This window comes from Burkholderiaceae bacterium, assembly GCA_024235995.1.
Classification (GTDB): domain Bacteria; phylum Pseudomonadota; class Gammaproteobacteria; order Burkholderiales; family Burkholderiaceae_C; genus Ottowia.
This window is the reverse complement of the sequence record JACKLI010000001.1, coordinates 3462125-3475228: the sequence shown is the minus strand read 5'-3', so window position 1 is coordinate 3475228 and position 13104 is coordinate 3462125. Positions and strand designations below refer to the sequence as shown.

General features: G+C 59.9%; 5 protein-coding genes and 3 pseudogenes. All 8 read right to left on the bottom strand.

Features of this window, described 5'->3' with window-relative positions; all coding sequences use genetic code 11:
* Positions 1-7: 7 nt before the first annotated feature.
* Positions 8-973, bottom strand: a pseudogene (pglZ, locus tag H6927_16595) (BREX-3 system phosphatase PglZ).
* A complete protein-coding gene (locus tag H6927_16590) occupies positions 970-3777 on the bottom strand; it encodes a DEAD/DEAH box helicase family protein (GenBank protein ID MCP5219707.1) in 2808 nt (935 codons plus the stop codon). The pseudogene pglZ and the gene H6927_16590 overlap by 4 nt, the downstream one beginning before the upstream one ends.
* A 12-nt stretch (positions 3778-3789) precedes the next feature.
* Positions 3790-5088 carry a hypothetical protein gene (locus tag H6927_16585; protein MCP5219706.1) on the bottom strand — a complete coding sequence of 433 codons (1299 nt, stop codon included), beginning with the start codon at positions 5086-5088 and terminating at the stop codon, positions 3790-3792.
* Positions 5085-6815: pseudogene (locus H6927_16580) on the bottom strand (DNA methylase). Before H6927_16580 ends, H6927_16585 begins: the two are co-directional and overlap by 4 nt.
* A 42-nt stretch (positions 6816-6857) precedes the next feature.
* Positions 6858-7877 carry an IS30 family transposase gene (locus H6927_16575; GenBank protein ID MCP5219705.1) on the bottom strand — a complete coding sequence of 340 codons (1020 nt, stop codon included), beginning with the start codon at positions 7875-7877 and terminating at the stop codon, positions 6858-6860.
* 53 nt (positions 7878-7930) lie between these two features.
* Positions 7931-8836: pseudogene (locus tag H6927_16570) on the bottom strand (DNA methylase).
* 48 nt (positions 8837-8884) lie between these two features.
* Positions 8885-12613 (bottom strand): ATP-binding protein, encoded by a 3729-nt coding sequence (locus H6927_16565; protein MCP5219704.1) that lies wholly within the window; start codon positions 12611-12613, stop codon positions 8885-8887.
* A 35-nt stretch (positions 12614-12648) separates the two neighbouring features.
* Positions 12649-13104, bottom strand: a complete 456-nt coding sequence (gene brxF / locus H6927_16560) for a BREX-3 system P-loop-containing protein BrxF (protein MCP5219703.1) — start codon at positions 13102-13104, stop codon at positions 12649-12651.

The window sequence follows — 13104 nt, the reverse complement described above, 5'->3', positions numbered from 1 at the left end:
ATCAACAGCTCCAGTCCTTGTGCGATGAGGCGGCCGTTGGCGTCGTCTCGATCAGGCCATCGATGCCTTTGAGCACCAAAGCCTGCAATGCAGCGGGGTCCTGGACGATGCCGGCCTTGATCCAACTCGGCATCCCCGCCGGAACACTGTGCACCGCGAGCGGATGCAAGCTGCCGTCGAGGAACATGGAATCGACCAGCACCTGCACATCGGAGTGATCGAACGGAATCTCGATCTTGGCGAGGTAGTCTGGCGGTGGCGGTTCACCCGTGCGCGTGCCATCCAGCCCCAGGGTCTTCAGATAGCGGTACCACGCATCCTGTACCACGCGCAGCAGCGCGCTCTTGGATGCCAGCCATGTGGCGACGGGAAGGTCCGGGAACAGTCCCTTGCCCTGAAGGATGCTTGCCGCGTGCTGGGCAAACAGGGGCGGCAATGAGCGGTTGGCGAAGTGCATTCGCAGCAGCTCGCGCCAGAAGTCCACCGGGTTGCGAATCGACCTCGGCGCCAGTTGGTAGACGTGTTCGAGGATGAAGTCCTTAGACTCGTTCTCGCCGCGTGCATTCTGCAATTCCGTCTGGTGGGCATAAAACAGCCCGGCAAGATGCTCCGGCTCGACTTGTTGCACGGCGCTGTAGGCCAGCTTGGGGAACAGATCGGCAAGGCTGAGGCGCACCACACGCCCGTGATGCACGATGTCCCATGGCAACGCATTCGCATCGGCGCTGCGCAGATGCAAAACCAGCGAAGGCGCTGGGCCCGGCTCACCTCGATCCCATGCCGCGCGATAGCGTTCCTCGTATTCCGCGCGGAAGGCAAACGGGTCTTCGTACAGCATCAGTTCGAAGCCGCGACCGCGTAGCTCGGTCAACAGCTTCTCGTCGAGCAACACATCGTCAGGGTCGCACGCCACCCACAGCCGGGTGAGATCGGCCGTGAAATGGCTCAGGATGCGTTCCGTCCAAAGGCTCATGCATCACCTCCGACGCGCACCATCATCACGGCATTCAAATCCGGCACGCTGGCCTCCATGTCATCGAGAGCGGCCATGCGTGCATCGTGTTCTTGTTGCAGCCGCTTGCGCCGGTGCTCTCGCACGGCGGGCAAGCCGATTCGTCCAATCGCCTGGCTTCGTGCCTCGAACGCATACACCGCACGTTCGCGCTCTTCCTTCAGCCGGGCGCGATGTTCGGTCAACAGTTCGGTGAAGATCCGCTCACCTTGGGTACTGGCTGCCGCATGGGATGCCTCGAACCACTTCACAGACTCCTCTGCACCCGTCACGGCATGCACGTCCACGGTTTCAGTCAGCAGCAGGTCCCATACGCGTTTCGCGGTCGGTACGAAGGGCCGGCCTTCCTCGTTGATGAACACGGGCAGGAAGCGTTTCCGGCTCAAGCCTTCAGCCGCCAGACTGATCTCCCACAGCGACCAGATGCCGCGTACTGAATCCGGCAAGCCGGTCACGCGAATTACCGGAAGCGGCTGACCAGCGACAAAGCGCGGCAGCTCGCTGATCACTGCCCGAGCGCGTGGGTCTTCCATCGTGACCCATTCCAACTCCGGGTTCTCATCCGCCGTGCGGGCGTCAAAACAAGCCTGTGCCGACTCGCTGCCGTCCGCCCATTTCACCCGCCACGCATTGCCAACCTTCGTTGCCGAGCCGCCGCGCGCAGCCAACCCGCTGGTAATGGCGCGCTCCAGCCAGAACTGCGCCGGGTGGTCGCGCCACTTGCGGGCATCGTCGGCGTCCAGATCGTGCTCTGTGGTCAGCAGGTCGCTGTTCTTCTTCGACTCCGCCAGGGTGGATCGCAGTTGCGAAACCACGGCGTCGCATTCCTGTTCGATGGCATCCGGGTTCTGCAGACCATGCACGAACAGCTCGTCGAAGATCGGGTCGGCCTCGACCGAATCCATCACGTCGGCCGCCTTGTCGACGCCAAACTCCTGCGCAATGACTTCCAGCTTTTCTTCCAGAACCTGACGCACGCGATGCTCCACCGTGTCTTCAAGCACGAAGTTGATGGCGCGGACCACGTGCTTCTGTCCGATACGGTCCACCCGGCCAATGCGCTGCTCGATCCGCATCGGGTTCCACGGCATGTCGAAGTTGACGATGACGTGGCAGAACTGCAGGTTCAAACCTTCACCACCGGCATCGGTGGATATCAGCACGCGCACATCCTTGGAGAACGCCTGCTGCGCACGGGTACGGGTCTCCAGATCCATGCTGCCGTTGAGCGTCGTCACCGAAAAGCCACGGCTCTCCAGGAAATCGGCCAGCATCGCTTGCGTGGGCACGAACTCGGTGAAGATCAGCACCTTCAGCGCCGGGTCGCCTTCCTCCTGCTGCAGCTTGTAGATCAGCTCCAGCAACGCCTCGGCCTTGGCATCGGTGCCAGCGGCCTCCGTTTCCCGCGCCAGGTCTAACAGCATCTCGACTTCGGACTTCTCCAGCTCCCAACCGCTGGACTGCATCGCCAGATCCACCTGGGACTGGCCATCGAGATCGGCCCACTCGTCCTGGCTGGTGTTCTCAAAGAGATTCGCTTGGGGCTGTGGCTCATCAAGCAGGGCCTGGCGCTTCTCCAGCGTGGTGCGGATGGCTGCCGTGCTGGAGGTCACCAGCCGCTGCATCAGGATCATCAAGAAGCCGATGTGGCGCTGCTTGGCCGCCATGGCCTGGTTGTAGCCGTGGCGCACATAGTCGGTCACCGCCTCGTACAGGCGCTGCTGTGCGCCGTGTCGGGCCTGCCAGGCAACCGCCTGCAGCCGGGTAACTCGCGGCTTAAACAGCGGTTGGCCCTCGGCGTTGATGGATGCGCGCTTTTCGGTGCGGATCACGAAGGGGCGCACCCGGTCGCGGCTGACGCTGCTCTCGTCCGGGAAGGCTTCGCGATCCAGCAACTGCATCAGCCGCATGAACTGGTCGGTCTTGCCCTGGTGTGGCGTGGCCGACAGCAGCAAGAGATAGGGCGTGGCTTCAGCCAGCGCCGCGCCCAGCTTGTAGCGGGCCACTTGCTCGGTGCTGCCGCCCATGCGGTGGGCTTCGTCGATGATGACCAGATCCCACGACGCTGAGATCAGGTCCTCGAAGCGCTCGCGGTTGTAGGTGTTGAGTTGCTCCAGGCTCCAGCCGCGACGACTCTCCATCGGCTTCACCGAGTCCAGCGAGCAGATCACCTGGTCGTGCATGCGCCACAGGTTCTCTTCCTCGCCCGCGCCGCCACTGCGCCACTGCCGGAAGGCCGCCAGCTCGGACGGCTCGATGAACTGGAACTTCTCGCCGAAGTGCAGACGCATCTCAGCCTGCCACTGGCGCACCAGTCCCTTGGGCGCCACCACCAGGATTCGCTTCACCCGGCCACGCAATTTCAATTCGCGCAGCACCAAGCCGGCCTCGATGGTCTTACCGAGGCCCACCTCATCGGCCAGCAGGTAGCGAATGCGGTCGCGGCTGATGGCGCGGTTCAGCGCGTAAAGCTGGTGCGGCAGCGGCACCACGCTGGATTGGATCGGCGCCAGCAGCAGGTTGTCCTCCAGCGCATCCAGCAACTTGGCCGCCGCCGTGGTGTGCAGGATCTGCTCAACGCTCGGGCGCACGCTTTCCAGCGGTGCCAAGTCCACCGCCCGAGCGCGCACCACTGCGTCCTTGGCGGGTAGCCATACGCGATAGGCGACTTCGCCCCACACGTCCTGCCGTTCGATGACGCGGCAGGGCGATGCCTGCCGGGTGAACCAGCACCAATCGCCTACGTTAAACGCTTTGCCATTCATGATGATCAGCTCTCAGGAATGACTGACATTGACTTGGCCGTCTGCTGCCTTGGCCGCATCAAAGTCATGGTTCCAATCGCCTATCTGCTTGCGTTTGGCGGCTGGCAAGGCCTTTTCAACCTTGGCACGAAACTCCGGGTTTTTCGTTTGCTCGTAGGTCACATCCTTGAACACGAGCTTCACCTCAGGCACCTCATCTTTGGTCCGATCCAGGCTTTTTTGAATACTGTCCCGAAGTTGTTTCTCATCCAGCTTGGACCCCGTCCGGGCCGCACGTTCGGCAATCAGCTTGGCAGCTTCATCGATGATCTTGCCCGCCTGCGCGTCCAGTTTCTGCCGAATCGCCTCTGAGTAGGCTTCCAGCTGCAGGCGGTAGGCGGCGACCAACCGCTCCAAGTCTTGCTTGTCGTCCTTGGCGATCAGGCGGCCGAAACCCGGCACATTGAACAGGTAGCGGCGCTCCAGCTCATTGCGCTGCCTTTGCAGGGACGCTTCGCTGACCTTTTCAATCAAACGTTTCTGGCTGCTATCGAACACCTCATAGCCATTGCTGAACGCCGGTACTTCGACTTCCTCGTCTCGAAAGTCGCCAAAAGCGCGCAATCTGGATTCCACCAGACCCTTCAACTCGCCTTGGATATCCGCGTTCATGTAGTCGTTCGAAACCTTCAACTGACTTTTGGAGAATTTCGCTCCCTTCACCGTGAACTCGGCAAACTGCAGCTTGGTGCTGAATACACGGGTAATGCGTGCCAGATCCACCGGAATCGGTGGATTCTTTGCCAGACCATCCAGTGTCTTTTGCACCATCTCTTTGGTGACCACCTCTACGCCGACCTCCGCATCGAATGGGAGCGTATCGGTGCCGGCGGCAGACACAGCGTGCGCCAATTGCTCCCCGGGATTCGCGCCTAGCAACAGACCGTTGGGCGATCGTTCGGTGGGGGATGCAGCGTTTCCGACAGGGGCCGCTTCCACCGAGCGCGGTGTCGGCGACCACACCAAGGTGACATCGTCCACCAACAGCACACCCACCCGCAGCCCCGGCTGCGCCATCAACGCAAAACTCTGGCGGTCGGCGTAACTGCTCAGCAACTCAAGTCCCTTGGCATCGCCGTAGCCAATGCGGCACACATCCTCATCCGGATCGATCACTACAGTGACCTGCAGTCGATCGATCTCGGCCAGTCGCTGTCCAAGCGCCTCCGCAACGGTCTGATGCACGCCCGGCGCGACAAACACCACACGTTGCTGCGCCTCGCCGATGAGTTTGATCAGCGATGCATCATTGACCTCCTGGAAAGTGCTCATAGACCATCCTCGGTACGGGTCAGCGCGAGGTCATAGAGGGTGAGCAGCTTTTCGTCCTCTTGCAGCGCAGACTCAGGAACTTTGGCCGCGATGTCGATGATTGTCTGGTAGTCCTTATTGCCCCACGCGGTTCTGAAGCCAGCGCGCAGCGCTTCCAGGCGGAACTCCTTCAGACGGCGACCCGTGAACGCTCGATAGTGATCAAACTCCTTGAGCAGCGCCTTCTCGCGTTTCTTCTCCAGGTCCTGTGCTTTGTTCGGGTCGGGCACGTACCAGCGATCCTTGGCCTTGGCCACCAGTGCGGGACTATTCTTCTCCAGCCCGCGCAGATCCTTGTGGTTGGTCGAGAGGTAGCTGTGGATTTGGCTCGGCACCTCACCCGTGCCGTCGTACTGAATGAAGTTGTCTTCGAGCAGGGCGGCAAGTTCCGGCTTCGACTCGTGCTTCTTCCAGCCTGCCCCGAGCTGGCTGATGAAATCGGTGTGGATCTCTTGGTAGGTTGATGGGCGACGCTTCAAGAAATCAGTCAACCAATCAATCGCGCTGCGCTCATCGGAAACGAACATCTCCATCTGCGGTGCAATAGCCACCTGCATACGCTTCTTGTCGTACTCGGCTACCTGATCCGGCAAGAAGACCATTCCGTCACGTTCAACAAAGCGCTGGATAAGACCGGCCTGAAACTCCTGAGTAGACATTGGAACCTGTACGTTGTGCCGGAAGAACCAGGCCACCATCCGATCGAAAATAATGCGGGGGTCACGCTCCGAAATAAATTCCAGCTCGCCATTCCGAGTCTTTACTGTAGGCAGATACTGCAGATGTGTTCGAACAAAATCCCATACCGAATCTTCGCTTCCACCAGTTTTTGCGAACCTATCTTCAAGTCCGCCATTAGGCTTGTATGCCGATATAACAAGGTCTTGCTTCACTGAAGTTTTGTTGTTTACAGCGTTGAAGCTACCTTGCTTTTTGTCCAACGCCGAGACGTTTGCAACAACGAATCCTGCCTCTTGCAGTGCAGTTTGAATAGCATTCCATACCGCCGCCTGACTGTTTGAGAATTCCACGGTCATCCAGCGCCCAGGCTTAAGAACTCGGAAGGCTTCTTCAAAGCAACCAGTCATAAGTCGTCGATATACATCTAAAGACTTTGTTTGGCTTTTGTTTTCAATCGCCTCTGGTTTCGCGTTTGTTCTTACGCCAAGCCATCCTTCGGTGAGAAAATTTAACTCCGAATACATCAAGTTTCCTCCAAAGGGAGGGTCAACAAAAATGTAGTCTAGCGAGGAGTCTTTGACACTGTAGAGCTTGCCCATGGAGCCTGTTGATACGACGTTCTCGCCGCGAGACGAAATGAGTCTCTTCATGCGGAACGTCTTTTCGATGTGCTCTTTCAGTAGTTTTATGGCCGGAATTTCCTTGATGAGCGACGGCACATAAAGTGTTCCATTCATTGGGCCACCGCCCGCACCAAGACTCCCGTTCTGTGAACGGAATCGATACATTAAAGACGCCACTTGCGCCGTAGATGTGAGGTTGAATGCGTAACTCAGTGGGCGCGTCAAATCTCTGTAAGCGGCCAATACCTCCAGATTTCTCCTTGTGTAGAAATGATGCTGCTTTGTGATCCCAACGCTTAATGGGTCACTTGTCTTGTCGCCCTTTGGAATGTTCTCACTGGGAACATAGCGAGTAACGGGTAGCGCCTCGATCTTCTCAATCAATGGGCGATCTCAACTCTGAAGTGCAACACCAGTGGTTGAGAATCAATGAATCGTAGCCGAATCTTTCTCGCTGATGGCCGTCATGATGCGCTTGAAAGCTTGGTAGGGACTGTCCCATCCCAGCGTCTGCCTGGGTCGGTTGTTCATCAAGTCGGCAATCGAGTCCAGCGCATCTTGGTCATGCACCGACAGATCGGTGCCCTTGGGCAGGAACTGGCGCAGCAATCCGTTGGTGTTCTCGCAACTGCCCTTTTGCCAAGGACTGTGCGGATCGCAAAAGTACACCTTCACGCCCGTGGCCTCACTGAGCGCCTTGTGCCGCGCCATCTCCCGACCCTGGTCGTAGGTGAGCGTTTTGCGCAGCGGCGCAGCCACCGCATTGAGCTTGGCCGAGAACGCCGCCAGCGCACTTTCTGCCGTGCTGCTCTGCATCTTGCACAGCAGCACAAGACGCGTTGTACGCTCCACCAGCACACCGACCGCAGACTGGTTGCCCGCACCCTTGATCAGATCGCCCTCCCAGTGCCCGGGCATCAGGCGGTCTTCGATCTCGGGCGGGCGCACATGGATGCTCACCATGTCAGGGATCTTCCCTCGTCGATCCTGGCCCGCAGAGCGGGGCCTGCGCGTGCTCTTGCCTTGGCGCAGCAAGGCGATGAGCTGGCGGCGCAGCTCCCCGCGTGGGTAGGCGTAGATGGTGTCGTAGATCGTCTCGTGCGAGACGTGCCAGGCGGGCTCATCGGGATGCATGCGCCTGAGTGTGCTGGCAATTTGCTGTGGCGACCAGCACCAGCTGAGCAGCGTGCAAACCGTCTGCCACAAAGCGCCATCGGCATGCAGCTTGGGCAAGGGTCGGGCATCGATGCGGCGCTTCAGATATGCGTGGTGGGCGCTGCTGCTGGCGTAGCCGCTATCGCTGCTGTTGCGCCGCAGTTCGCGACACAGGGTGCTGGGGCTGCGCCCCATCAGTCGCCCCATGGCCCGAAGGCTCCAGCCTTGCTGGTGCAGCGAGCTCAGCGTCATGCGCTCTTCAGCCTGCAGTTGTTTGTATCGTGTTCCCATCGGTGCAACTTACCTCATGTGAGGGTGTTGCACTTCAAAATTGAGATCGCCCTCTTATCTACGGCTGTATCCCAATAGATAATCTCAGATGCGCATTCAGGACAGGAGAAGGCATCAGACCATACGGTGTAGTTAATTCGGCCAATGCGACCAGTCAGCTGAGGATGGCTTGACGCTTCTATTTCTCTTAGAGCTGAATTGATTTGATCTTCGGAAGGCTGGTGCAGAGTTTGAAACATCCACCCAAATTCTGTTTCTATCCGTCGAATGACGTCACGAGCCCGTACATCTTGCGCATCAACGTCGATTGGCGAGTTGTAGTTGTGGGATATATAGGTGGCTGCAGTCGATAGATCATTCAGTATTGCGTGACGCTCCCCCAGCTTGGAGAATATGACCCACGAAGCACCCTTATTGTCACCGGCTGGCGCGAGGATGTTTTTGTTTTGATCAACTTTGTAACCGAGCGATTCAACAACTGCTTTGTCTCCGCAAAGCCTTGCAGCCACACCAGTCATCCCAGTGCCGGCAAATCCGTCCAGAACGAAATCACCCGGCATGGTGTAGTGCAGGATGTACCGCATGATCGCCTTGTGTGGCACCTTTGTGTGGTAACTATGTGCCGTGTAAATTGGGTCGTTTTTCCCTTCACTTACATCAGATGTAAATGGCTCCTTGCTGTACTTCTCCGCAGATTGGTATGGCCTGCCATGAGTTTTGACGAAATCCTCTATGAAGGGATTAGGGCAAGCCGTGTAGTACGGTGGATCAGATAGCGCCAGAATGTTCTCGTCCGAGCCGATAGGAAAACCTTCGATCTTCCGGAACGCTGGATCTTTGAGCTTCTCGGCAAGCAGCTTCAGGTAGTGCTCGCGGCGAGCCCCATCACTCGGGAACGTCTGCCCGAGGCATTCAACGGGGCCGGACTTGGCCGCGTGTTTCTGGAAAAGATCACTCATCAGTCGTTCCTCAAATTCTTGTTGTCATGCCCGCGTGATCACGTCGCGTCACTCGATCACGAAGCGCAACTTGGTGGCGTCCTTGCCCTTGCAGCGCTCGTTCATGAAGGTGTCGAAGCGCTTGCGCAGGTCGTCCGGCGTGGCCGGCGAGCCGCCTTGCAGCAGTGCCTGCTTGATCTCGTCGCCCTTGACCGCGATCTTCTCCAGCCCCGACAGCGCCTCTTGCACGGCGTTAGCGAACTCGCTGGTCATCGGGTCCGGCAGCTTGCGCGAGGCCAGGAAGGCGTCGATCAGCTTCTTGGATGCTGGCGGCAACAAGCCCAGGCTGTCCTGCGTGAACGGGTCTTCCAGGTTCTCCAGCAGGGTCTGCTGCCAGTTGGCCACCAACTGATCCAGATCGTCGTCCAGCTTGTGCAGGCGGTTGGCCGCCGGGATCAGCTCCAATTGTTCGGCAGAGGGGCGGAACTGGCAGTGCGGGCAGACGGCAGCCGTGGCCAGGGTCGGCTCATCCAGCGAGGAACAGCTCTTCAGGCCATTCAGGGATTCTTCGAAGGCGGTGAGTTGGCTGGTGGGCATCAGCGACACGCCGGCCAACACGCGCAGCGCCAGCAGGCGGTCGTCCTTGCGCAAAGCGTTGCGGGTCTTGTCCTCAGCCACGCCCAGCCGCGCCTTACTGTGGCTGGCGATGTAGGCGGTGACGTAGTCCTTCTTGAGCTGGTTGAGCGTCTGCCGGTATTCGGCCGCGTGCTCGGCCGTGCGGTCCTGACTCAGCTTTTCCTGCAGCGCCTTGCGGGCGGTCTCGGCCTGCTTCACCCACGGGTGCTCGGCGGGCAACACCATCTCGGCCTGCGAGAGGTAGGACGCCGTGCTGCCCAACTCCACCACCAGTTCGAGCAGACGCTCGACGGCGGCCAGGATCTCCAGATTCTTCTTCTGGCCGTCCAGATCTTCCTGCGTGACGCGCAGGTTCTTGAGCTTGCCGACGGTGTTGTACGGCGCCAGCGACTCGGTGAACTTTTTCAGCGAATCCAGCCGGACGTGCCAATCTTTGGCTTCTTCTTCGCGCAGCAGGTTCTGGCCCCAGAAGCCGAGCTTGCCTTGCTGCAGGTCGGAACCGGCCTTGAGCACACGCGGCACCAGCGCGCTGACCTTCTCTTGCAGTTTGATGACCGGCTCGGTGTCGCCCTGGCTGGCTTTCTGGGCCAGACCGGACGGCAGGTCGAACAACTCGAACAAGGCACGCAGCACCGCGAGGTTGATCTCCTTGGGCGCCTCAACGTGCTTGAACTGCTTGAGTTCCTCCAGCGAGCGTTCTGCCAGCTGGGTCAGTTTGCCGGAGTCGATCTTGTCGCCGGTGATCGACAGCACGATGTCGCCGGAGTAGACCAGCCCGCCCAGCACAGTAACCAGCAGGTCAGGCTCCAGCCGGTACTTGATCGGCGCGAAATACTCGACGTCGGACGTACCCGACAGCAGTTCGCTGCGGTTGAGCACCTGGCCGTGGCCCTTGGCCTTCAGGCGATTGAGCACTTCCTGCGCGTAACGGGAGTTGGCCGGATCGACGCGGTCGCCATCGAGCAACTCCAGCGCATCGAGTACGGCGAGCGCATCCTTGGTGCGAGTGCCGCCGGCCAGGGCGCGCAGTGCATTGCCCACCAGTTGCTTGCGGTTGGCCTCGGTGACCAGCACCGAGAACGTGGGGTACTCGGGCGAGATGTCGGCAAAGCGCTGACCCAGTGCCAGGCCGGAGACGATGTTCACCACGTCGCGGAAGTTAATGCGCTCGTCCGGGCCCAGTCGCGCACGGTCGCGCAGGGACACGCCCTTGGACCAGTCCTGCAGCGTCTTGGTCTTGCCCTGGTAGGTGACCTCGAACGCGGTCATTTGCTTTTCCTGCAGCCACTTGCTCATGGACCGCAGCGAGTCCTGGGCCTTGGACAGGTAGATGGCCTTGGCGCCGCCGCTGGCGGTGGATGCCAGATCCAGTGCCGCCGCGTATTGCGACAGGTAGCGTTTGTAGTCCTCGTCCGGCGACTTCAGACGGAAAAACACTTCGTCCGCCAGGTTGTTGTCGCTGAACTTCGGCTTGTCGAAGGGCTGGATGAAGTAGATGTAGAAGTCGCGCTCGGGCTGCGCCGTGGGGCGATCATTGGGCGCGCCAAAGAACAGGTAGCCCATGCGCTCGACGCGGCGCTCCTGCCACTCGATCTGGTACTGCCAGATCTGGAAGCCGGGGTAACGCAGGTCGTCGCTGCATTCCATCAGCGCCTTGATGGCGCTGTAGTAGGCGCGGTCCAGCGCGTCATCGGAAAGGGCTTCGGCGCGTTTTTCAATCTGCGCGTCGTAGTCGATGTCTTTCTTGAGGTCGAGGTAGTACTGCTCAGTGTCCGGCGCCTTGGAGATGAACTGGCCGTTGACGGTCTTCAGCACCTCCCGCATAACGGTCTGCACCATCGACAGCAGGTTCTCGGCCGGATCGCCCGGCATGTCCTCCACGCCCGGCTGGAACAGGCACAAGGCGTCGCGCAGCTCGGCGGCTGTGGGGCCGATGGGCACATGGATGTCGCCGCCAGTTGTCAGTCGGTGGACGGCTAGGGCGTTGATGACGCGCAGCGCCATGGCTTTGTAGGCCGGGCGCGTGAAGGCTTGCTGGACCCGCGACTCCAATACTTCGGAGACGCGCATGACCTCCTTGATGTTCGGGTCGGCGCGCAGGACCGAGTTGGCCTTGACGGTGTTCCAGAAGCTCTCGTAGCTGATGAACAGCGGCTTGTCGGCGGGCACTTCCTGGTCGAGGATGGCCAGCATGGCGGCCTCGATGGTCTTGAGCGCGCCGCGCTTCTCGGTGAAGTGGATCTGCTCGAAGGTCTTCAGGTAATCTGGGTGAACCGGGAACAACCGCACGTACTCGTCCATGCGCTCGTTCATGGAGCCATAGAACTTGGCGAATGGCGTGAGGTATTCGCGAATCTTGTTCTGCTGGTCAGCCGTCTTCTTGAGCAGGCGCGCGGAGACGACGAAGCTCACGTCCTGGCGGTCGATCAGGATCTGGGTGAAGCGCTCGTTGACCCGCCGCATGCTGTCGGCCACATGCTGGAAGCGCACGCTGTCAAAGATGGCCTCCTGCACACCGGCCACGAAGCGGAACTTCAGGTGCTTGGTGACTTCGCCGATCTGACGCAGGATGGCCAAGTCCTGCACCAGCTCGTGATCGCGGCGGGACTGCAGGTACTCGAGGAACTCATCGACAACCAGCAGCACGCCCTGGTCCGGGAATTTCTCCGCGAACGCGGCCATCATCTCCTCGAAGGAGTCCTTGTTGTTGAGCTCCTTGTCGGCGGTCGGGAAGGTGTAGTCGACGCCGAGCTTTTCCAGGAAACGCTCAAGCTGCAGGGTGATGATCTGGCGCAGCGGCATCTGCAGGCCACCCACCTCGATGCGCAGCACCTTGAAGCGACCGGCGATCGGGGCAACCGCTTCGGCGACCTTCGGGTGGCGGATCATCGGCGCGTAAGCGGCGTCTTCTGCCACCAGCGACAGCACCGACATCAAGTGCGACTTACCGGTACCGTAGTTGCCGACGATCAGCACGCCCTTGTGATCGACCGAGTCGTCGAAACTGAGCTGGGGAACCATGAGCTTGGAGATCCGCTCGGCCATGTCATCGGAGATGACGTAGGTCGCGACGAGCTTCTTGGCCTCGTCCGGGCGTCCGGCATCGAGCAGCTGAATGACTGACTCGATCTGCTCGAACTGGATCAGATCTCCGTATTTCATGTTCTTGGCCATATGGTTCTCTCTTCCCCGTAGCGTCAAATTTCGAGTACGACCACGCCGTCGCGGCTGTAGTCACGATGTTCTGGATGGCTCATGTCGGCGTACACCAAGCGATCACCGCGCAGCTCGCCAGGCCAGACGGCCACGACGCGCTTGGAATGAGCCAGCCGCCTGACGAGGTCAAGCGGGTTGATCTGCAGACCCGGCTCGAACAACAACTCCAGGTTGTCGAGCAACAGCGGGTCTTCCGTTCGTTCCTTGTCCGCAATCTCCCGCAGCAGTTCGCCTGCCGAGAAGCCGCGCTTGTTGTTCGGCGTGGCTGCCAAACGGCGCCCCAGCTCCAGGCCAACGTTGAGCGGCTCGATGTTGAGCTTGGCGCTCAATTGTCGGAGCAGCTGGGTCTTGCCACTGCGGCTGGGACCGACCAGCAGGATCAACTTGCTGTTGAGGTCGCCGATTTCGCCGATGAGTCGTTCGAGTTTTGCGAGCAT